This is a genomic window from Micromonospora sp. NPDC048040, assembly GCF_055587185.1.
Map to the genome: position 1 here is coordinate 1 of NZ_JBVJGT010000021.1, position 20,510 is coordinate 20,510.

Genomic DNA, 20,510 nt, shown 5'->3' on the forward strand with positions numbered 1-20,510 from the left:
CGAGGCCCTCGCCGACTGGATCGCCACCCGCGGCTACGCCGCCTGATCCACACACCACCAACGACAAGGGCCGGCCCCGAACGGGGCCGGCCCTTGTCGTCGTCTCCGTACCCGGCACGCGGAACACGGCCGCCGGCCCGGATACCGCCCGGGCAGACACGGCAGCGCGATGCCTGACCAGCAGCAGACCTCAGTAGAGCCGCAGCCGCGCGGCTTGTCGTACCGGTCCGGTCAGCCGCCGGAGTCGGCCAGCTCGGCGCCCTCGGGCACGGTGTCGTCGTCGCGGCTGGCGAGCCAGCCGTCGGGCAGGAAGACCTTGCCGGGCGAGTTGGTGCGCCCGCGCGGCTGGCCGAGCGTGGCGACCGGGAAGGGCTCGGCGGGGTCGAGCTTGCCGAGCAGGTCGTCGAGCTGGGCCAGGCTCTCGATCATCGCCAGCTCGCGGCGCAGCTCGCTGCCCACCGGGAAGCCCTTGAGGTACCAGGCGACGTGCTTGCGGAAGTCGGTGCAGCCGTCCCGTTCGCCCCGCGCGGGGTTGCGCGCGCCCGCGGTGAACTGGTCGACCAGCAGCTCGGCGTGGCGGCGCATGGTCTGCGCGACCTCACCCAGGCTGGGCAGCCGGCGCTCGGGGCTGCCGTTGAACGCGGCCTCCAGGTCGGCGAAGAGCCAGGGGCGACCCAGGCAGCCCCGGCCGATCACCACCCCGTCGACGCCGGTGTGCGCCACCATCCGCAGCGCGTCGTCGGCCTCCCAGATGTCGCCGTTGCCGAGCACCGGCACGTCGAGCGCCTGCTTGAGCGTGGCGATGGCGTCCCAGTCGGCGGTGCCCGAGTAGCGCTGCGCCGCCGTACGACCGTGCAGGGCGACCGCCGCCACGCCGGCGTCCTGCGCGGCGAGGCCCGCCTCGACGTACGTCAGGTGGTCGTCGTCGATGCCCTTGCGCATCTTGACCGTGACCGGCACCCCGGCGGGCGACGCGGCGTCCACCGCGGCCCTGACCAGGCGGGCGAAGAGCCGGCGCCGCCACGGCAGCGCGGATCCGCCGCCCTTGCGGGTGACCTTGGGCACGGGGCAGCCGAAGTTGAGGTCGATGTGGTCGGCGAGATCCTTCTCGACCACGATCCGCACGGCGGCGGCGGTGATCTCGGGGTCGGTGCCGTAGAGCTGGAGGCTGCGGGGGCGCTCGTCCTCGCCGAAGGCGATCATGCGCAGCGTCTTCGGGTTCCGCTCCACCAGCGCGATGGTGGTGATCATCTCGCAGACGTAGATGCCGCCGCCCTGTTCCCGGCAGAGTTGCCGGAAGCCGACGTTGGTGATGCCCGCCATCGGGGCGAGCACCACCGGCGGCCACACCTGGTGCCGCCCGAGGGTCAGCGGGCGCGGTGCGGGAACGGTCGGCACGGTCACCGCACAAGTGTACGGGGCCCCGACCGGCGCTCTTCCGCGCCGACCGGGGCCCCGCCACGCGGCTCAGCAGCCGGGAAGGCGCTCGATCAGGTAGCGCTCGACCTGGTCCAGGGAGATGCGCTCCTGGGCCATGGTGTCCCGGTTCCGCACGGTCACCGCGTTGTCGTCCAGGGTGTCGAAGTCGACCGTCACGCAGAACGGCGTGCCGATCTCGTCCTGACGACGGTAGCGGCGGCCGATCGCCTGCGAGTCGTCGAACTCCACCACCCAGCGCTTGCGCAGGTCCGCGGCGAGGCCCTTCGCCTTGGGCGAGAGCGCCTCGTTGCGCGACAGCGGCAGCACCGCCACCTTGACCGGTGCCAGCCGCGGGTCGAACCGCATCACCGTGCGCTTGTCCACGCCGCCCTTGGTGTTCGGCGCCTCGTCCTCGTCGTACGCCTCGAGCAGGAAGGCCAGCACCGCCCGGGTGAGGCCGGCGGCCGGCTCGATGACGTACGGCACCCAGCGCTCCTGCTTCGTCTGGTCGAAGTAGGACAGGTCGACGCCGGAGTGCTTGCTGTGCGTGGACAGGTCGAAGTCGGTGCGGTTGGCGATGCCCTCCAGCTCCGCGAACTCCGTGCCGCCGAACTGGAAGCGGTACTCGATGTCGACGGTGCGCTTCGAGTAGTGGGAGAGCTTCTCCTTGGGGTGCTCGTAGAAGCGCAGGTTGTCCTCCGACAGGCCCAGGTCGAGGTACCAGTTCCAGCGCTCCTGGAGCCAGTACTCGTGCCACTGCTCGTCGGAGCCCGGCTCGACGAAGAACTCCATCTCCATCTGCTCGAACTCGCGGGTGCGGAAGATGAAGTTGCCCGGGGTGATCTCGTTGCGGAACGACTTGCCGGTCTGCGCGATGCCGAACGGCGGCTTCTTGCGGGCGACCGTCTCGACGTTCTTGTAGTTGACGAAGATGCCCTGGGCGGTCTCGGGCCGCAGGTAGTGCATGCCCTCCTCGCTCTCCACCGGGCCGAGGAAGGTCTTCATCAGGCCGTTGAACATCTTCGGCTCGGTGAAGGTGCCCTTGTTGCCGCAGTTCGGGCAGTTCAGCTCGGTCAGCGAGGCCGGCGGCTTGCCGTGCTTGGCCTCGTACGCCTCCTCCAGGTGGTCGGCCCGGAACCGCTTGTGGCAGGACTGACACTCGGTCAGCGGGTCGACGAAGGCGTCGAGGTGGCCGGAGGCGGCCCAGACGTCCCGGGCCAGGATGACGGCGGAGTCGAGGCCGACCACGTCGTCGCGCTGCTGGACCATGGTCTTCCACCACTGCCGGCGGACGTTCTCCTTCAGCTCCACGCCGAGCGGACCGTAGTCCCACGCCGACCGGGTGCCTCCGTAGATCTCGCTGGAGGGGAAGACGAAGCCTCGGCGCTTGGCGAGGCTGACGACGGCGTCGATACGGTCGGCTGGCATGTTTTCCTCCTACGCCGACTGGCGGTCGGCGGGGACGCGGTGAAGGACGGAACGAGCAGTTCGGGACAACGGTACGACCAGCACCAGCCCGAGCCCAGGAGAATACCGGGGGCGGGTCAGTTGACCCCGCACACCTCCATGCCGCCGGTCTGCCGGTCCTGCCCCAGGACGACCTCCTGCCGGTCCTGCCGGCCGCCGGTGTAGGTCACGTCCACCGGCACGGTCAGCGTGGTGGCGTCCACGTCGCCCACCCGGAAGGCGGCGATCTGCGGCTCGGCCGCGACCCGGCGCTCGAACTCCCGCCGCGACTCGCGCCGCTGCGCGTCGTCGCAGAGCTGGTCGTACGCGGCACCGTACTTCCGCTCGACCAGCGCCTGGTAGTAGTCGGTGGAGACGGTGCGCCCCTGCTCCCGCACGGCCTGCACCCCGGTCACCGCCAAGCCCACCACGGCCGCGCCGCCGCCACCGCAGCAGAGCAGCACGGCGAGCGCCCCGGCGCCCAGCCCGAGCCAGAGCCGGGTGTTGCGCCCCTCGGTGGGCGGCGCCGCGAACGGCGGGGCCACCCCGGGGCCGGGCGGCGGGGCGGGCACGCCCGGATCCGCCGGCGGGCCGGGCACGACGGGCGGCTGCGCCCCCTCCTGGCCGGGCAGCGAAGAGTACGGCGGCGGTGCCGCCGATCCGGGAGCGGTCATGAGAGCAATCTAGTGCCCGCGGGCTCAGCGGTACGGACCAGCGGCCCGATCGCTGGCCGCCACGACCACGTCCCCGCCCGGCGCCGCGGTGGCGAGCGCCTCGTACGCGGACGGCTCGTCGACCGACTCGGCGAGCAGCGGCACTGCGGTCACCTTGACGTCGAAGCCGCCGAGGGCACGCCGGTAGGTGCCGACGGACTCCCACTCGGTGACCAGGCACCAGTGGCGCGGGTCGTCCAGCGCCCGGACGAGCTGCCCGCGCAGGTAACCGGGACGGGCCGCGAGGGCGGCGAGGGCGGCGTGCGCCCGCTCGGTGAAGTCGTCGGCGACATCGACGTCCACCACGAACCGGTTCGTCACCAGCACGGGTTCCTCCTCGTAGAGTCTGTGGGATGCAGCGTACGCAGAGCTTCCTGCCGGCCCGGTTGGCGCGGGCGAACCCGACGACGGTGTTCCTGGTCACCCTGGTGCTGGCGCTGGTCGCGTTCTTCACCCCGGGGGTGGTGGGCGGGCTGCTCACCCTGCTGCTCGCCGCGGCCGTCGCCGCGCTGCTGGTCACCACCTGGTCGGTGCAGACGGCGCCGACCCGGGTGATCCGGCTGGTGGTGCTCACCCTGCTGGTCACCGCGGGCCTGGTGAAGCTGCTCTGACATGCAAGCATGCGTTTTTGACAATCATTGTCGTTGTCGCGGAGAGTTCATGTCATGAACATCCGCTCCGCCCCGCGCACCCTGGCCGCCGCCACCACCGCCCTGCTCGCCCTCGGTGGCGTCGCGGCCTGCTCCGACGACGCGGCCGGCACCGACCCGCAGCGGGTCGACGTGGTGGCCGCCTTCTACCCGCTGCAGTTCCTCGCCGAACGGATCGGCGGCGACGCGGTGAAGGTGACCAACCTGGCCAAGCCCGGCGCCGAGCCGCACGACCTGGAGCTCAACCCGGGGCAGGTCGGCGACGTCAGCCAGGCGGAGCTGGTCGTCTACCTGAAGGGCTTCCAGCCGAACGTGGACGAGGCCGTCGAGCAGAACGCCGGGGAGCGCGCGTTCGACGTGGCCACTGTGCAGCCGCTGCGCGACGCGGCGGCCGGCGGGCACGACCACGACCACGGGCACGAGGGCGAGGCCACCGGGGAGCCCCATGCCGAGGAGGAGGGCGGCGGCAAGGACCCGCACCTCTGGCTCGACCCGACCCGCCTGGCCACCGTCGGCGACAGGCTCGCCGAGCGGCTCGGCAAGGCCGACCCGGAGCGGGCCGCCGACTACACCGCCCGCGCCGCGACGCTGCGCACCGAGCTGGCGAAGCTGGACGCCGACTTCACCGCCGGCCTGAAGACCTGCCAGCGGCGGGAGATCGTGGTCAGCCACACCGCGTTCGGCTACCTGACCGAGCGCTACCAGCTCGAGCAGATCGGCATCACCGGGCTGAGCCCGGAGAACGAGCCGTCCCCGCAGCGCCTCGCCGAGGTGATCGAGGAGGCCCGGAAGCACAAGGCCACGACGATCTTCTTCGAGACGCTGGTGAGCCCGAAGGTGGCCCAGACCATCGCCGACCAGGTCGGCGCGAAGACCGCGGTACTGGACCCGCTGGAAGGGCTGTCGACCGACGGCGGCGACTACCTTTCGGTGATGCGCACCAACCTGCAGACCCTCAGGACGGCGTTGAGCTGCTCGTGACATCCCCAGTCATCACCGTCACGCACGGGGTGGTCGGCTACGACGGCCGCCCCGTGCTGCGCGACGTCTCGCTGACCGTGACCGCCGGCGAGGTGGTCGCGGTGCTCGGCGCCAACGGTTCCGGCAAGTCCACCCTGATCCGCGCCGTGCTCGGCCTGGTGCCGCTCAGCTCCGGGTCGGTCACCCTCTTCGACCGCCCGTTGCGCCGGTTCCGGCAGTGGCACCGCGCCGGGTACGTCCCGCAGCGCCTCGGCGCCGGCAGCGGCGTACCGGCCACCGTCCGCGAGGTGGTGGCCTCCGGCCGGCTGGCCCGCCGGGGCGTCCTGCGCCCGCCCGGTCGCGCCGACCGGGCCGCTGTCGACGCGGCGCTGGCGGCGGTCGGGCTCGCCGACCGGGCCCGCGACCCGGTCGCCACGCTCTCCGGTGGGCAGCAGCAGCGCACCCTGATCGCCCGGGCGCTGGCCGGCCAGCCGGAGCTGCTCGTCCTCGACGAGCCGACCGCCGGGGTGGACGCGGCCAGCCAGGAGGCGTTCGCCGGGGCGCTGCACGACTTCGTGGGCGGCGGCGGCACGGTGCTGCTGGTGGCCCACGAGCTCGGGCCGCTGCGGCCGCTGATCAGCCGGGCGGTCGTCGTACACCAGGGTGGGATCTGCCACGACGGCGCGGTGCCCGAACCCGCCGGCCACCACGCGGAGCCCGACCACGACCACGTGCACCCGCACGGTCCCGACGAGCCCGCCGGGCTGTGGAGCAGCTGAGATGGAACTCTTCCAGTACCCCTACATGCAGCGCGCCCTGATCGGCGCGCTGGTCATCGGCCTGGCGGCGCCGGCGCTCGGCATCTACCTGGTGCAGCGGCGGCTCGCGCTGATCGGCGACGGGGTAGGGCACGTGGCGCTCACCGGCGTCGGCGCGGGCCTGCTGCTCAACCGGTCCCCCGTGCTGGTCGCGGTGGTCGTGGCGACCGTCGGCGCGATCACCATCGAGGTGGTCCGCTCGCGCGGGCGCACCTCCGGCGACCTGGCGTTGGCCCTGCTCTTCTACGGCGGCATAGCCGGCGGCGTGATGCTGGTGGGGCTCTCCGACAGCACCAGCTCCAGCCTCAACTCCTACCTCTTCGGATCGCTGAGCACCATCCCCACGGGCGACCTGGTCACCATCGCGGTGCTCGGCGGCGCGATCCTGGTCACCATGCTGGGGCTGCGTCCCGCGCTCTTCGCGGTCTGCCACGACGAGGAGTACGCGCGGGTCTCCGGGCTGCCGGTGCGCACGCTCAACCTGCTGCTCGCGGTGGCCACCGCGGTCACCGTGACGATCGCCATGCGGGCGGTCGGCGTGCTGCTGATCAGCGCGCTGATGGTCGTGCCGGTGGCCACGGCGCAGCAGGTCACGCGCGGGTTCCGCAGCACGATGGCGGCGGCCATGACGCTCGGCCTCTTCGCCGCCGGTTCCGGGGTCTGGGTCGCCGCCAACGCCGACACCGCCCCCGGCGCGTCGGTGGTGCTGATGGCGATCGCCTCGTTCGCGGTCGTCGCGATGCTCGGCGCGGGCTGGCGGGCGGTGCGCCGGCGGCGCGTGCCGGCCGCCGCCCCGGCCCCCGAGCCGCACGAGGTCGTGCTCCGCTGATCCTGGTCGGCGAGGTGCCGATGGGATTGGTTACCGTTACAGGGTGACCAGCGGATCAGGCTACGACGCCTTCGAGGGGGCGAGCGAGCTGCTGCGTGCCCTGTCGGCGCCGATCCGGCTGGCCATCGTCAGCGAGCTCGCCGAGGGCGAACGCTGCGTGCACGAGCTGGTGGACAAGCTCGGCGCCGCGCAGCCGCTGGTCTCCCAGCACCTGCGGGTGCTGCGGGGCGCCGGCGTGGTGCGCGGCTCGCGGCGGGGGCGCGAGATCGCGTACGCCCTCGTCGACGAGCACGTCGCGCACATCGTGGCCGACGCGGTCAGCCACGCCGGGGAGGGGTCATGACGAGTTCGGCGGTCCGCAACACCCGGCAGCGCTCGGCGGTCAGCGCGCTGCTCGCCGAGGTGGAGGGCTTCCACAGCGCGCAGGAGCTGCACGCGATGCTGCGCGAGCGCGGCGAGCGGGTCGGGCTGACCACGGTCTACCGCACCCTCCAGGGGCTCGCCGACGCGGGCGAGATCGACGTGATGCGCCCGCCGGGCGGCGAGCACCTCTACCGCCGGTGCAGCGAGGGGCACCACCACCACCTGGTCTGCCGCGGCTGCGGCCGCACCGTGGAGGTGGCCGGGCCGGCGGTGGAGAGCTGGGCGGAGCGGGTGGCGGCGCAGCACGGCTACGCCGACGTCAGCCACACCCTGGAGATCTTCGGCACCTGCCCGGCCTGCGCCCGCTGAGACCCGCCAGGCAGAAGCCGTAGCGGGGCCGGACGGGCACGGCGGTGCCGGCCGGCCGCGCCGGATGCCCGGAACGGTCGCGCGTGGCACGCTGTCCGGCGTGAAGATCTACGCCGATCGCTTCCCGACCGCCGTCCGACAGTTGATCACCGACCTGCTCGTCGTCGCCTGGGTGTACGGCGCGGTCCGCGGCGCGCTGTGGCTGCACGACCTCGTCCAGAAGCTCGCCGTACCCGGCCAGAAGCTGGAGGGGGCCGGCGGCGGCCTGGCCGACAACCTGGCCGAGGCGGGCGGCAAGGTCGGCCGGGTGCCGCTGGTGGGCGACGAGCTGACCGCACCCTTCGAGCGGGCCGCCGGCGCCGCCCGGTCGCTGGCCGAGGCCGGACGGGACCAGCAGGAGCTGGTCGACCAGCTCGCCCTCGCGCTGGCCGTCGCCGTGCTGGTCTTCCCGCTCGGCCTGGTGCTCTTCGGCTGGCTGCCGCTGCGGGTGCGCTGGATGCGCCGGGCCGCCTCGGCGGCCCGGCTGGCCGCCGTGCCGGCCGGCCGGGACCTGCTCGCCCTGCGGGCGTTGGCCACCCAGCCGCTCGGGCGGCTGACCCGGATCGCGCCCGACGTGGCCGAGGCGTGGCGGCGCGGCGACGACGCCACCGTCGACGCGCTCGCCGCACTGGAGCTGCGCCAACTCGGCCTGCGGGCCAGCCGTTAAGGTCGTCGGGTGTTCTACTTCCTGGTCGTCATCGCCATCCTGCTGCTCGGCTACGCCGCCGTCCTGGTCAACTTCGTCCGCAAGGGCCGCAAGATCCCACCGGCGGCGTACCTGGGGCTGGCCGTGCTCAACGGGCTGATCCTCGCGGCGATCCTGGCCTGGGCGATCGCCCGCTGACCCGCCCGGGTGCCGGGGTCCGACCGACCCGGCACCCGGGCGGGTGTCACGCCGAGGGCGGGATGCGGCGGCGGACGTCGGGGGCGGCGGACGGGCCGGGCGACCAGCGCGCCACCCAGGGCAGGTCGTCGGCCGGGGTGACCACCCCCTCCTCCAGGCCGGCGTAGCGCCCGGCCAGGATCCGCTTCGCGGCGGCCGTGTCGACCGAGTCGGTGTTGTCCCACAGGGCGGTGAAGAGCGCGTCGACCCGGACCCGGGCCTGCCGGCAGAACAGGTCGGCCAGCTCGACGTTCTCCGGCCGGGTGTCCCGCTCGGCGTAGGCGCGCACGCAGACCGCGGACATCGCGAACAGCTCCGCGCCGATGTCCACCACCCGGCCGAGGAACGCCTGCTTGCGCTCCATCTTTCCCTGCCACCGGGACATCGCGTAGAACGTCGACCGGGCCAGCTTGCGCGAGGCGCGCTCGACCTGCCGCAGGTGGCCGGCGAGCGGGCCGAACTCGCCGTACGCCGACGGGCGCTGGCCCTTGCCGACGGCCAGGGTGGGCAGCCACTTCGCGTAGAAGACGCCGGCCCGCGCGCCGGCCTTCGCCTTGCGGCCGAGCCCGGCGTCCGGGTCGATGATGTCGCCGGCGACGGACAGGTGCGCGTCGACCGCCTCCCGGGCGATCAGCAGGTGCATGATCTCGGTCGAGCCCTCGAAGATCCGGTTGATCCGCAGGTCGCGCAGCAACTGCTCGACCGCGGCCGGGCGCTCGCCCCGCGCCGCCAGCGAGTCGGCCGTCTCGTAGCCGCGACCGCCCCGGATCTGGATCAGCTCGTCGGCGATCTTCCAGGCCATCTCGCTGGCGTAGAGCTTGACCAGCGCCGCCTCGATCCGGATGTCGTTGCGGTCGTCGTCGGCCAGCAGGCAGCACAGGTCGAGCATGGTCTCCATGCCGTACGTCGTCGCGGCGATGAAGGAGAGCTTCTGGGCCACCGCCTCGTGCTCGCCGACGGGCCGGCCCCACTGCACCCGGTCGGCGGCCCACTCCCGGGCCACGTTCAACGCCCACTTGCCGGCGCCCACACACATGGCCGGCAGCGACAACCGCCCGGTGTTCAGGGTGGTCAGCGCGATCTTCAGGCCCTTGCCCTCGCCGCCGATGACGTTCTCCTTCGGCACGAAGACGTCGTGGAAGCGGGTGAGGCTGTTCTCCAGGCCGCGCAGGCCGACGAAGGCGTTGCGCCGCTCGATCGTGATGCCCTCGGCGTCGCCCTCGACGACGAAGGCGGTGATGCCGCCACGCCGCCCCTCGGCGGCGGGGACCCGGGCCATCACCACGAGCAGGGTGGCGACGGTGCCGTTGGTGGCCCAGAGCTTCACCCCGTTGAGCCGGTAGCCGGTGCCGTCGGGGGTCGGCTCGGCGGTGGTGGCCAGCCGGGCCGGGTCGGAGCCGACGTCCGGCTCGGTGAGCAGGAACGCGGACACCTCGCCGGCGGCGAGGCGGGGCAGGAAGCGCTGCTTCTGCTCGGCGGTGCCGAACATCTTCAGCGGCTGCGGCACCCCGATGGACTGGTGCGCCGACAGCAGCGCGCCGATCGCCGGGCTGACCGAGCCGGCCAGCATGAGCGCGCGGCAGTAGTGCAGGTTGCTCAGCCCGAGCCCGCCGTACGACCGGTCGACCTTCATGCCGAACGCGCCGAGCCGGGCCAGGCCGTGGAACACGTCGTCCGGGATGGACGCGTCCCGTTCGATGGCCGCCCCGTCCACCTCGGCGGTGAGGAACTCGCGGAACCGGCCGAGGAACTCGTCGGCCCGGGCGACGTCCGCCGCGTCCGGGCGCGGCCAGGGGTCGATCAGGTCGAGTCGGAGGCGGCCGAGGAAGAGTTCCTTGCCGAAGCTGGGTCGGTCCCACGAGGACTCGCGGGCCGCCTCGGCGACCTGGCGGGCCTCCTTCTCGGAGACCTGTCCCGCCTCCTTCGGCAGCGGCCCGGCCGCGCCGGCCGTCGACCTGCCTTCGGCTGCGGCCGTCGCGGCCTGCCCGGTGCCGGCCGCCGCGCCCCCGGACGGTGCGGGCCGGTCGACGGCGGCCGCCGGCACGCCTGCGGTGTCCTTCGCCGCGGGCTGGTCGGCGCCGGATCCGTCCGGCGTGGGTCGGCTGTTCTGCGTCGTGGTCACGGCTGCCCCCTCGAACCTCGGTCCGGCTGTTCGACGTGCTCGACAAACAGCACGCTACCCCCGGGTGTTACCCAGGGGTAGCGTTCGGTAAAGATCGAGTTTCGTCGACCCGGGTCAGTCGCCGGGTAGGTGCCGCGGGTCGTCGTCCTCGTCGTCGATGTCGTCCTCGCCCCAGTTGCGCCGGGCGAACGGCAGGAACACCCAGAAGGTGAGGAACCAGATCGCCGTGGCGCCGCTGAGCAGCAGGGCGACGCCCCGGTCCAGCACGAAGTCGGTGATCAGCAGCACCGCGCTGACCATCGAGATCAGCATGAAGGCGAGGCCGACGCTGGCCATCCGATGGGCGAACCGGACCAGCTCCGGCTTGCGGCCCTGCCGGAACAGCGCGCGGTGGAACGCCACCGGGGAAATGATCATCGCGGTCGCGGCGGCGGCCGCGAGCAACGAGACAATGTAGACGTCCTTCTGGAAACCGCTCGTCCTGGTGAACCCGTTGCTGAACGGCAGGGTCAGCAGGAAGGCGAAGAGGATCTGCACACCGGTCTGCGCGACCCGCAGTTCCTGCAACAGGTCGGCGAAGTTGCGCTGCCAGCGCTGCCGCTCGGTTTCCTTGGACACGGGCTACCTCCGGTCAGACGGTACTGCCGACGGGGGTGCGCCCGTCGGCAGCAACGCTGATGCCCCACCGACGGAGCCGCGAAACCGGCTCACGTCGCCCGCGCGAGCTGGACGAGCGGACGCCCGGGAGTGCCCGGCGGACGCCGGCCCGCTCCGCTCAGGAGCCGCGGCGGATCCGGCCGGCGTACCGGGCCTCCAGGGCGTTGTTGTGCTCGTCGCCGCCGGCGATGTTGGCCGACAGGTAGACCGGAGGCCGCTGCCCCGCGGCGAGCAGCCGGGCCACCACCTCGACCGTGATCTGCTGCGCCAGCAGCGCCGCGGTGATCGACGAGACCGCGCCGACCGCGCCGCCGCCGGGCAGCGGCAGCGTCGCGTCGCCGTACGGGGCGCCGTTGTCGAGCACCACGTCGGCGACGTCGGCGAGCTTGCGCCCCGACGGGTGGCGCGAGGTCATCTGCCCGGAGTGCTGCGCCGAGGTGATCGCGACCAGCCCGTGCCCCTTCTCCTTGACCAGGGACGCGAACTCCACCATCGCGCCGTTGACGCCGGAGTTGGAGGCCAGCACGAAGACGTCCCCGGGGCTGACGGGGGCCAGCTCGTAGAGGCGGTGCGCCACCGACGGATCGCGTTCGAGCAGCGGCCCGAGCACGTCGGCCGGCGCGCCGCCGACCAGCACCAGGTCCCGCAGGGCGATCCGGTTGGTGGGCACCAGCCCGCCGGCCCGGCCCGCGATCTCCATCGCCAGCGCCTCCGAGTGGCCGGTGCCGAACGCGTGGACCACCCCGTCGGCGCGCACCGCGTCGGCGATCAGGTCGGCGGCCCGCCCCACCGCCTCGCGCTGGCTCGTGGCCACCCGCCGCATCGTCTCGGTCACCACGGCCAGGTAGTCCTCGGCGCTCACCGTCATGTCTCTCCTCCGTCCATGTCGTACGTCCGTCGGGAACGCCCCCCGGCGGGGCGACGCCGCACCGGTCAGACCGGGCCCCGCACCCGGGCCAGGATCGCCTCGGCCAGCGGGGCGGGCGCCTCGTCGGGGATCCAGTGGCTCACCCCGGGCAGCTCGACGAAGCGGTAGTCGGCGCTCACGTGGCCGGCGCACGCCTCGGCCGCGGTCCGGCCGATCGCGATGTCGCGGTCGCTCCACACGAAGGTGGTCGGCACCGGCACCGGCCCGGTGGCCGCCATCTCCCGCCGGGACATCGCCCGGTACCAGTTCAGCGCCGCCGTCAGCGCGCCGGCTTCGCGCATCGGGTCCGCGTACGCGGCCACCCGCTCGGCGTCGCCGACCCCGTGCAGCATCCGGCGCAACCCGGTCGCGCCCAGCGCCAGCAGCGCCTTCTCCGCCCGGCCCGGCTTGCGGAACAGCACGATGTACGCCGAGCGCGCCTGCTGCCCCGGGTCCTCGGCCAGCGCGTGCGCCATCGCGGCGGGGTGCGGCACGGAGACCGCGGTCAGCGTCCGGACCCGCTCCGGGTGGCGGGCGGCCAGGTCCCAGGCCACCAGCGCGCCCCAGTCGTGCCCCACGAGGTGCGCCGCGTCGACGCCCAGCGCGTCCAGCAGGGCCACCGCGTCGGCCACCAGCTCCGGCATCCGGTACGCCTCGACCGCCTCAGGCCGCGCGCCCGGCGAGTAACCGCGCTGGTCCGGCGCGTACGTGCGCAGGCCGGCGGCGTGCAGCGGCGGGACGACGTCGTCCCACTCCCCGCCGTGCTGGGGAAAGCCGTGCAGCAGCAGGACGGGCGCGCCGCCCTCGGGACCGCCGACGCGTACGTCGAACGTGAGCCCGCGCGCCTCGATCCGCATGATCGCCAGCCTACCCAGGGCGGGCGGGGTCACTCGTACGGGCGTTTGGGGGTGGGCACCTGCCGCCAGGACTCCACGTCGAGGTAGGGGATCTCGGCGTCGTTGACCGGGTCCCGGGCGATGCGGTCGCTGTAGCGGCCGGTCACCTCGATCCAGGTGTCGTCGGCGAGCCCTTCGGGGACGGCGCCGGTCAGGCCCAGCTTGACCGGCCGCCCGTCGGCCGCGCAGCAGGAGAGCACCATCCGGGCCAGGAGCGGTCGGCCGTCAGGGCCGGTGGTGACGAAACCGGTCAGCCGGACCCGGCGCCCGCCGAGCGACGCGCCCCGGTCGAACAGCGCCCGCGAGGCGTAGTCGAGCACGCCGACCTGCGCCGGGTCGCCGTCGGGCAGGGGCGGGTAGTCGGACGGCTGTTGCCGGGCGGAGAGCGCGGTGCCGGCCTGCCCGGCCGCGTACGAGCCGAGGGCGGGCGGGGCGACCAGGAGCAGACCCAGCGCCGGCAGGATCAGCAACCAGCCGATCCGCGGCTCGTGGTGGCCGTGCCCGTGGTCGGCGGCGTCGTCCCAGCCGGCGCGGCGGAGGGCGGGACGCAGCTCGTACCAGAGGGTCATGACCGCGGCGACGACCAGCAGCAGGCCCGCGGCGACCAGGAAGGGACGCAGCCCCTCCTTGACGTAGCGCAGGTAGAGGTCGGTGAGGCTGGCCCGGACCACGGCGCCCCCGAGCAGCAGCAGGACGACGGCCTGCGCCTGCCGGTTCACAGCAGCACCGCCCCGGTCGCGGCGGCGACCGCGACGGCCACCGCGAAGGTGGCCGGGGCGAACCGCAGCGCGAACCGGCGGCCGAAGACGCCGGTCTGCATCGCGATGAGCTTGAGGTCGACCATCGGCCCCACCACCAGGAAGACCAGTCGGGCGGTCAGCGAGAACTGCGACAGCGAGGCGGCCACGAAGGCGTCGGCCTCCGAGCAGAGGGAGAGCAGCACCGCGAGCACGGCCAGCGCGAGCACCGAGAGCACCGGGTGCTCGGCGAGCGTCTGCAACCAGCGCTCGGGCACGACGACGTTGATGGTGGCGGCGGCCGCCGCGCCGACCACCAGGAACCCGCCGGCGTGGGTGACGTCGTGCCGGACCGCCGCCCAGAACGCCCGCCCGCGCGGGCCGTCGTCCAGCTCCGGCCGGCGCGGCAGCCGGATCCAGTCGGCCCGGCCGAGGCGCAGCCACAGCCACCCCATCACCATCGCGACGACCAGGCTCGCGACGCCGCGGCCGAGGACCATCTCCGGGGCGTCGGGGAAGGCCACCGCGGTGGCGGTGAGCACGATCGGGTTGATGGCCGGGGCGGCGAGCAGGAAGGCCAGCGCGGCGGCCGGGGTGACCCCGCGCCGGATCAGCGACCCGGCGATCGGCACGGACCCGCACTCGCAGCCGGGCAGCACCACGCCGGCCGCGCTCGCCACGGGCACCGCGAGCGCGGGGTGCCGGGGCAGCGCCCGGGCCCAGAACGACCGGGGCACGAAGACCGCGATCACGGCGGAGAGGACCACCCCGAAGACCAGGAACGGCACCGCCTGCACCATGACCGAGACGAAGACGGTGGTCCAGGTCTGCAGCCGGGGCGCGGACAGGGCCCCGGCGAGCGGCTCACGGAAGACGACCAGCAGGACCAGCAGGCCCGCGAGCACCTCGACCGACCCGACCCGCCAGGCGCTCCCGCCACCCGCCGGCTCCTGCGGGGGTACGTCCGACGCGGCCACGCGCTCCCGTCGCCGCGGCCCGGCCGCCGGCGCGGTGTGGTGGTCGGTCCGCCCCGTCACGCACCCGTCCCTCCGCCCGTCCCGACTGGCCGCCTGAGACTACCTGCCGACTGGGATGTCTCGATGGATACGGCGGGCTCCCCGCCGTATCCATCGACCCTGGGGTTTCTCCTGGCGCCGGTGACGGTCGCGCCGCCGGCGTCACGGTCGTGGCCGCCGCCACCAGGGCGCCCGCCCGTCCGGGAAGTCCCGGTCCCAGGCCGCCCGGGCCCGCAGCTTGGCGTAGAGAGCCAGCGACGCCGAGGCGCCGAGGCCCAGCACGACGAGGAAGAACCAGAGCACGGTGCCGAGGTCGCCCCGACCCGCCGCGGACACGATCACGATCACTGCGATCGGCAGCACGCCGACCACCGTTCCCGCCAGGGTCAGGGCGAGGGTGCGCTCCGGCTTCTCAGGGGTGGCCACGAGCGGAGCCTCGCACGAGGGCGCAAGCACGGACGGTGGGCAAGCCGGTCGCCGGCCGCGTCCGGGATGACCTGCGGAAAGATCACTTTGCCCGATGATCTTCAAAGGTGTTAGCGTCGGCGCGACAACTTCACATCCGACAGGGGAGCGCACAGCGCTGAGAGTGCGGGCACCGCCCGCAGACCCTCGAACCTGATCTGGGTAATGCCAGCGCAGGGAGTTCGGTCGACCTCCAGCCGCGCCGCCGTCCGGGCACACCGGGCGCGGCGTGCGTCTTCTCCTGGTTCGCGTTCAGGACTGGGAGCAATCATGCGAGACAACACGACCACCCGGTGGCGCACACTCGACGTCGTCATCGCCGCGGTGATCGCGGTGGCGTTCGGCGTCATCTTCTGGGCCTGGGGCCTGCTGTGGCGGGCCGTCGACCCGGCGTTCGCGTTCTTCCCGGCCGGCCAGGCGATCATGTACGGCGTCTGGCTGGTCCCGGCCGTGCTCGGCGGCCTGGTGATCCGCAAGCCCGGCGCGGCGCTCTTCTGCGAGGCGGTGGCGGCGACGGTCTCCGCGCTGCTCGGCTCGGAGTGGGGCGGCATCACCATCGTCCAGGGCCTCATTCAGGGGCTCGGCGCCGAGGTGGCCTTCGCCGCGTTCCGGTACCGCTCGTTCCGGCTGCCCACCGCGCTGCTCGCCGGCGCGCTGACCGGCCTCGGCGCGGCGCTGTTCGACTTCTTCGTCTGGAACGTCGACTACGCGCTCGGCAGCTACCGGGTCCCGTACGCCCTGCTCACCGTCGTCAGCGCCGCCGCCGTCGCCGGTGCCGGCGGCTGGGCCCTCACCCGCGCCCTGGCGGGCACCGGCGTCCTGGACCGCTTCCCCGCCGGCCGCGAACGCGCCGCCGTCTGACCCGCACCACCGGAATCGGGGTTGATCATGAGGGGAACGGCGACGTGGATCTCCGTGGGTGCCGCCAACCTCATGATCGACGCCCGCACGTGGGCCGGAAGGGGGACGACGTGGGGGCGGTGACGCTGCGGGGGTTCGGGTGGCGACACGCCGGGCGCCGGGCGTGGGCCGTGCGCGGGGTGGACCTGCGCGTCGAGGCCGGCGAGCGGGTGCTGCTGCTCGGGCCGTCGGGCGCCGGCAAGAGCACCCTGCTCGCCGCGCTGGCCGGGCTGCTGCCCGAGGACTCGGGCGAGCAGGAGGGCACCGTCGAGATCGACGGGCTCGACCCCCGCAAGGGCCGGGAACGGGTCGGCATCGTCTTCCAGGACCCGGAGACCCAGCTCGTGATGGCCCGCAGCGGCGACGACGTGGCGTTCGGCCTGGAGAACCGGGGGGTCCCCGCCGAGGAGATCTGGCCCCGCGTCGACGAGGCGCTGGCCCGGGTCGGCTTCCCGTACCACCGGGACCGGCCCACCGCAGCCCTCTCCGGCGGCGAGCAGCAACGCCTCGCCCTGGCCGGGGTGCTGGCCCTGCGGCCCGGGCTGCTGCTGCTCGACGAACCGACCGCCAACCTCGACCCGACCGGCGCCGCGCTCGTCCGCGCGGCGGTGGCCGGCGCGCTGGACGCCGACACCACCCTGATCCTGGTCGAGCACCGGGTCGCCGAGGCGCTGCCGCTGGTCGACCGGGTGGTCGTGCTCGAACCGGGCGGCGGCGTCCGCGCGGACGGCACGCCCCAGGCCGTCTTCGGCGCCCACGGCGACGCGCTCGCCGCCGCGGGCGTCTGGGTGCCCGGCCGGCCCGTGCCGCCCCGCCACGCCACCGCGCCGGCCGGCGACCTGCTGCTCACCGCCGACCGGCTCGGCCTGCCGCCCCGGCTGGCCGCCGTCGACCTGGCGGTACGCGCCGGCGAGGCGCTCGCCGTGCTCGGCCCGAACGGGGCCGGGAAGTCTACCCTCGCGCTGCTGCTCGGCGGGCTGCTCAAGCCGGGAACCGGCCGGGTCGTGGCGACGGCGGCACTGGCCGGCTCCGACGCCCGCACTCCCCCGCACCGCTGGCGCGCCCCGGCGCTGGCCCGGCGGATCGGCTCGGTCTTCCAGGACCCGGAGCACCAGTTCGTCGCCACCACCGTCTTCGACGAGCTGGCCCTCGGCCCGCGCCGCACCGGCCAGCCCGAGACGGCGGTCCGGTCCACCGTGGACGACCTGCTGTCCCGGCTGCGGTTGACGAAGCTCGCCGCGGCCAACCCGTACACCCTCTCCGGTGGGGAGGCGCGGCGGCTGAGCGTGGCGACGGCCCTGGCCACCGCGCCCCGCCTGCTCGTCTGCGACGAACCCACCTTCGGTCAGGACCGGCGGACCTGGCTGGAGCTGGTGGACCTCTTCGCCGAGCTGCGCGACGCCGGGCACGGCGTGGTCGCCGTCACCCACGACCCGGAGTTCGTCGCCGCCCTGGCCGACCGGCGCGTCACCCTGGAGCGGCCGTGACCAGCTCACCTACCGCGCCGGCCGCCCACCCGCAGCGTCGCCCGGCCGTTCCGGCGCGGGCCGCGCGCCCCGCCCGTCCCGTCCCGGAGCGGCCGTGATCACCCTCGAACCGGTCGCCGCACCCGACGCGCCGCTGGCCCGGCGCAACCCCGTGGCCAAGCTCGCCGCGGCGCTGGTGTTCTCGTTCATCCTCGTCGCCACCCTGGACCCGGTGGCCCCGGCGATCGCCATCGCCGTCGAGCTGGCCGTGCTGCCGCTGTTCGGGGTCCGCTTCCGGGTGCTGGCCCGGCGGGCCTGGCCGCTGCTGGTCGGCGCGGTCGGCATCATGGTGACGCTGGTGCTCTTCGCGGCCGAGCGCTCCGGCCGGGTGCTGGTCGAGGCCGGCCCCGCGGTGGTCACCTCCGGGGTGCTGCTCACCGCGCTCGGCCTGGTGCTGCGCATGTTCGCCGTGGCGCTGCCCGGCGTGATCGTGTTCGCCACCACCGACCCCACCGACCTGGCGGACGCCCTGATCCAGAACGCGAAGGCGCCGGCCCGGTTCGCCATCGGGGCGTTGGCGGCGTTCCGGCTGGTGCCGCTGCTCGGGCAGGAGTGGCAGATGATCGCCATGGCCCGCCGCGCCCGCGGGGTGGCGGCGGGACGCAACCCGCTGGCGAAGCTGCGGCTGTTCGTCTCCACCGCCTTCGCCCTGCTGGTCGGGGCGATCCGCCGGGGCACCCGACTGGCCGTGGCGATGGACGCCCGCGGCTTCGACGCCGGCACCCCGCGTACGGTCGCCCGGCGGCAGCGCTTCGTCGCCGCCGACGGGCTGCTGATCGCCGGGGCGGCGCTGCTGGCCGGCGCGGCGCTGGCGGTCAGCGTCCTGGCGGGCACCTTCCGGCCGCTGATCGGCTGAGGGCGGCGGCTGCCGGCGCCGCGGCCACGGTGGCGAGGCCCAGCGGTCTGTCGCCCTACCGGCGCCGGAGCTGGGCCACGCCGGTCTGGTACGCCAACACGACGGCCTGCACCCGGTCGCGCACCCCGAGCTTGGCGAAGATGCGGTTGACGTGCGTCTTCACCGTCGCCTCGCCGAGGAGGAGCTGGTGGGCGATCTCCCGGTTGGACAGGCCGTCGGCCATCATCCGCAGCACCTCCGTCTCCCGGGCGGTCAGCTCCGCCAGGCCCGGGCTGCCCGCGGTCGCCGCAGGCGCCGTCGCCGTGTAGTGGTCGATCAGCCTGCGGGTGATCGACGGGGACAGCAGCGCGTCGCCACGCGCGGCGGCCTGCAGGGCGCCCGCGAGATCCTTCGGCGGGGTGGTCTTGAGCATGAATCCGGACGCGCCGGCCCGCAGCGCCCGGTAGACGTACTCGTCCAGGTCGAAGGTGGTCAGCACGATGATCCGGATGTCGGCGCACTCCGCCAGGATCCGCTCCGTCGCGGCGATGCCGTCCAGCCGCGGCATGTGGATGTCCATCAGGACGACGTCGGGCTTGAGGCGTGCCGCGAGCAGCACGGCGTCCTCGCCGTCGGCCGCGTCGGCGACCACCTCGATGTCGGGCTGCGCGCCGAGGATCATCCGGAGTCCGCCGCGGACGAGGGCCTCGTCGTCGGCGATGAGCACCCGGGTCACGCCGTCGTGCCCGTCGGAGAGAGCGCGGGCGCCGAGCCGTCGAGACCCAACGGAAGCTCCACACGGACCTCGAAGCCGCCCTGCTCGCGCGGGCCCGCGACGACCGTGCCGCCGAACAGCTCGGCCCGTTCCCGGATGCCGGTCAGCCCGTGGCCGGTGCCGACGCCACGGCGGGTGGGACCGGGCCCGTCGTCGACGACGTGCAGCCGGAGCCGGGTGTCGCCCACGTCGATCGAGACGTCGACGGTCGCGCCGGGGGCGTGCCTGGCGGCGTTCGTCAGCGCCTCCTGGAGGATCCGGTAGGCGTTGACGTCGGCGGCGACCGGGACCGGGCCGAGATCGCCCGTGACGGTGACCTCGACCCGCCCGCCGGCGACCCGTACCGCGGTGGTCAACGCGTCGAGCTGCCGCAGCGAGGGCAGTCCCTCCGGCACCGGTTCCGAGCCGCGCAGGATGACCAGCAGCCGGCGCAGTTCGGTGACCACATCGCGCCCCACGTCCTGCACCGCCTCCAGTGACTCGCGGGCCTGGCGCGTGTCCGAGTCGAGCACGGCCTCGGCCGCGCCGGCCTGCAGCACCATCGCCGAGACGCCGTGCGAGACGATGTCGTGCAGTTCCCGGGCCACCCGCAGCCGTTCGTCCGTCCGCGCGGCGGCCTCCCGCTCGGCGGCCAACGCGACCAGACGCACCGCCTGCGCGCGGCGCATCCGGACCGCGTAGCCCGGACCCAGCACCGCGAGCGCGACGAACACGATGAACACCCAGTCCGAGTCCCCGGCGGCGGTGTTCTCGACGCCGAGTGCGACGAAGTAGCTGACCGTGGCGACGGTCGGTGCGGCGCGTCCCCCCACGGCGACGCAGCCGAAGCAGGCGAGGAGCAGCGCCAGGAGCGGCACGACGGGCCACTCCGGGAGGACGGGCGTGAAGCTCTGCGCGGTGAAACAGGCGCCGGCGAGGACGGCCGCCGCTCGCGGGTACGTCGTGCAGACCGCCACCGCGAGGCCGTAGCCGGCGAGCAGCACGGTGAGCACGGCGAGCCAGCCGGCCGGCAGCGCCGCGAGGTCGGGCCCCTGGCCTTCGACGTAGCCGGCGATCGGAACGTACAGCTCGGCCAGGCCGAACCCGAACAGCGCGAGACCGGCGACCGTGGCGACGACGAGACCCCGCGGGAGACGTCGGTTGTCGAGGACGGCGGACATGGTGCGAAGGGTATCGGCGACGCCC

At 74.2% G+C, this 20,510-nt stretch carries 24 protein-coding genes and 1 riboswitch; of the genes, 11 read left to right on the forward strand and 13 right to left on the reverse strand.

The genetic code is table 11. The features are described from left to right. Positions 1-231: 231 nt before the first annotated feature. The 4 genes from dusB to ACZ6O2_RS20380 all read right to left on the reverse strand — a co-directional run bounded on the left by dusB (position 232) and on the right by ACZ6O2_RS20380 (position 3,905). Positions 232-1,404 carry a tRNA dihydrouridine synthase DusB gene (gene dusB, locus ACZ6O2_RS20365; protein ID WP_350710734.1) on the reverse strand — a complete coding sequence of 391 codons (1,173 nt, stop codon included), beginning with the start codon at positions 1,402-1,404 and terminating at the stop codon, positions 232-234. A 63-nt stretch (positions 1,405-1,467) separates the two neighbouring features. Beyond that, entirely contained in the window at positions 1,468-2,847 is a 1,380-nt protein-coding gene (locus tag ACZ6O2_RS20370) for a glycine--tRNA ligase (protein WP_350710736.1), read from the reverse strand. 116 nt (positions 2,848-2,963) lie between these two features. After that, positions 2,964-3,437 carry an Rv0361 family membrane protein gene (locus ACZ6O2_RS20375; protein ID WP_350710893.1) on the reverse strand — a complete coding sequence of 158 codons (474 nt, stop codon included), beginning with the start codon at positions 3,435-3,437 and terminating at the stop codon, positions 2,964-2,966. 126 nt (positions 3,438-3,563) lie between these two features. Further along, entirely contained in the window at positions 3,564-3,905 is a 342-nt protein-coding gene (locus ACZ6O2_RS20380; RefSeq protein ID WP_350710738.1) for an antibiotic biosynthesis monooxygenase family protein, read from the reverse strand. Between the two features lie 26 nt (positions 3,906-3,931). On the opposite strand from ACZ6O2_RS20380, the gene ACZ6O2_RS20385 reads away from it, so the two are divergent. The 8 genes from ACZ6O2_RS20385 (at position 3,932) to ACZ6O2_RS20420 (ending at position 8,450) form a co-directional block, all read left to right on the forward strand. Continuing rightward, the gene (locus ACZ6O2_RS20385; RefSeq protein ID WP_350710740.1) at positions 3,932-4,189 is read left to right on the forward strand and encodes a hypothetical protein; all 258 of its coding nucleotides are present in this window, start codon (positions 3,932-3,934) and stop codon (positions 4,187-4,189) included. 54 nt (positions 4,190-4,243) lie between these two features. Next, complete coding sequence (locus ACZ6O2_RS20390) at positions 4,244-5,209, forward strand: metal ABC transporter substrate-binding protein (protein WP_466023919.1); 966 nt, start codon at positions 4,244-4,246, stop codon at positions 5,207-5,209. After that, positions 5,206-5,967: a metal ABC transporter ATP-binding protein gene (locus ACZ6O2_RS20395; protein ID WP_466023920.1), complete on the forward strand. Its 762-nt coding sequence runs from the start codon at positions 5,206-5,208 to the stop codon at positions 5,965-5,967. The genes ACZ6O2_RS20390 and ACZ6O2_RS20395 overlap by 4 nt, the downstream gene beginning before the upstream one ends. Position 5,968: 1 nt before the next feature. Next, positions 5,969-6,835 (forward strand): metal ABC transporter permease, encoded by an 867-nt coding sequence (locus tag ACZ6O2_RS20400; RefSeq protein WP_350710745.1) that lies wholly within the window; start codon positions 5,969-5,971, stop codon positions 6,833-6,835. A gap of 43 nt (positions 6,836-6,878) precedes the next feature. Further along, entirely contained in the window at positions 6,879-7,178 is a 300-nt protein-coding gene (locus ACZ6O2_RS20405; protein ID WP_350710747.1) for an ArsR/SmtB family transcription factor, read from the forward strand. Then, positions 7,175-7,567 (forward strand): Fur family transcriptional regulator, encoded by a 393-nt coding sequence (locus tag ACZ6O2_RS20410; protein WP_350710749.1) that lies wholly within the window; start codon positions 7,175-7,177, stop codon positions 7,565-7,567. The genes ACZ6O2_RS20405 and ACZ6O2_RS20410 overlap by 4 nt, the downstream gene beginning before the upstream one ends. A 100-nt stretch (positions 7,568-7,667) precedes the next feature. Next, positions 7,668-8,273: a hypothetical protein gene (locus tag ACZ6O2_RS20415; protein ID WP_350710751.1), complete on the forward strand. Its 606-nt coding sequence runs from the start codon at positions 7,668-7,670 to the stop codon at positions 8,271-8,273. 9 nt (positions 8,274-8,282) lie between these two features. Next, positions 8,283-8,450 (forward strand): hypothetical protein, encoded by a 168-nt coding sequence (locus ACZ6O2_RS20420; RefSeq protein ID WP_350710753.1) that lies wholly within the window; start codon positions 8,283-8,285, stop codon positions 8,448-8,450. A gap of 46 nt (positions 8,451-8,496) precedes the next feature. Here the strand turns inward: ACZ6O2_RS20420 and ACZ6O2_RS20425 are convergent, their stop codons facing one another. The 7 genes from ACZ6O2_RS20425 to ACZ6O2_RS20455 all read right to left on the reverse strand — a co-directional run bounded on the left by ACZ6O2_RS20425 (position 8,497) and on the right by ACZ6O2_RS20455 (position 15,250). Continuing rightward, complete coding sequence (locus ACZ6O2_RS20425) at positions 8,497-10,611, reverse strand: acyl-CoA dehydrogenase family protein (RefSeq protein WP_466023921.1); 2,115 nt, start codon at positions 10,609-10,611, stop codon at positions 8,497-8,499. A gap of 114 nt (positions 10,612-10,725) precedes the next feature. Beyond that, a complete protein-coding gene (locus tag ACZ6O2_RS20430; RefSeq protein WP_466023922.1) occupies positions 10,726-11,229 on the reverse strand; it encodes a DUF6328 family protein in 504 nt (167 codons plus the stop codon). Positions 11,230-11,386: 157 nt separating this feature from the next. After that, entirely contained in the window at positions 11,387-12,136 is a 750-nt protein-coding gene (locus ACZ6O2_RS20435; RefSeq protein ID WP_466023923.1) for a sugar isomerase domain-containing protein, read from the reverse strand. Between the two features lie 65 nt (positions 12,137-12,201). Beyond that, complete coding sequence (locus ACZ6O2_RS20440; RefSeq protein ID WP_466023924.1) at positions 12,202-13,032, reverse strand: alpha/beta fold hydrolase; 831 nt, start codon at positions 13,030-13,032, stop codon at positions 12,202-12,204. A 29-nt stretch (positions 13,033-13,061) separates the two neighbouring features. Then, entirely contained in the window at positions 13,062-13,790 is a 729-nt protein-coding gene (locus ACZ6O2_RS20445) for a TIGR03943 family putative permease subunit (protein WP_466023925.1), read from the reverse strand. Continuing rightward, positions 13,787-14,785 carry a permease gene (locus ACZ6O2_RS20450; RefSeq protein ID WP_466023963.1) on the reverse strand — a complete coding sequence of 333 codons (999 nt, stop codon included), beginning with the start codon at positions 14,783-14,785 and terminating at the stop codon, positions 13,787-13,789. The genes ACZ6O2_RS20445 and ACZ6O2_RS20450 overlap by 4 nt, the downstream gene beginning before the upstream one ends. Before the next feature lie 201 nt (positions 14,786-14,986). Then, a complete protein-coding gene (locus ACZ6O2_RS20455; protein WP_466023926.1) occupies positions 14,987-15,250 on the reverse strand; it encodes a hypothetical protein in 264 nt (87 codons plus the stop codon). A 131-nt stretch (positions 15,251-15,381) separates the two neighbouring features. Further along, positions 15,382-15,487, forward strand: a riboswitch (TPP riboswitch). Positions 15,488-15,559: 72 nt separating this feature from the next. Here ACZ6O2_RS20455 and ACZ6O2_RS20460 point away from each other — a divergent pair. The 3 genes from ACZ6O2_RS20460 (at position 15,560) to ACZ6O2_RS20470 (ending at position 18,571) form a co-directional block, all read left to right on the forward strand. Then, the gene (locus ACZ6O2_RS20460; protein ID WP_350710764.1) at positions 15,560-16,150 is read left to right on the forward strand and encodes an ECF transporter S component; all 591 of its coding nucleotides are present in this window, start codon (positions 15,560-15,562) and stop codon (positions 16,148-16,150) included. Positions 16,151-16,260: 110 nt separating this feature from the next. Then, a complete protein-coding gene (locus ACZ6O2_RS20465) occupies positions 16,261-17,676 on the forward strand; it encodes an ABC transporter ATP-binding protein (protein ID WP_466023927.1) in 1,416 nt (471 codons plus the stop codon). A gap of 94 nt (positions 17,677-17,770) precedes the next feature. After that, positions 17,771-18,571 (forward strand): energy-coupling factor transporter transmembrane component T family protein, encoded by an 801-nt coding sequence (locus tag ACZ6O2_RS20470; protein ID WP_466023928.1) that lies wholly within the window; start codon positions 17,771-17,773, stop codon positions 18,569-18,571. 55 nt (positions 18,572-18,626) lie between these two features. Here ACZ6O2_RS20470 and ACZ6O2_RS20475 read toward each other — a convergent pair whose 3' ends face one another. Together ACZ6O2_RS20475 and ACZ6O2_RS20480 are read right to left on the reverse strand one after the other, a co-directional pair. Continuing rightward, on the reverse strand, positions 18,627-19,286 hold the full coding sequence (locus tag ACZ6O2_RS20475) for a response regulator (protein WP_466023929.1): 660 nt from the start codon (positions 19,284-19,286) through the stop codon (positions 18,627-18,629). After that, positions 19,283-20,485: a sensor histidine kinase gene (locus ACZ6O2_RS20480; RefSeq protein ID WP_350710770.1), complete on the reverse strand. Its 1,203-nt coding sequence runs from the start codon at positions 20,483-20,485 to the stop codon at positions 19,283-19,285. The genes ACZ6O2_RS20475 and ACZ6O2_RS20480 overlap by 4 nt, the downstream gene beginning before the upstream one ends. Positions 20,486-20,510 lie beyond the last annotated feature (25 nt).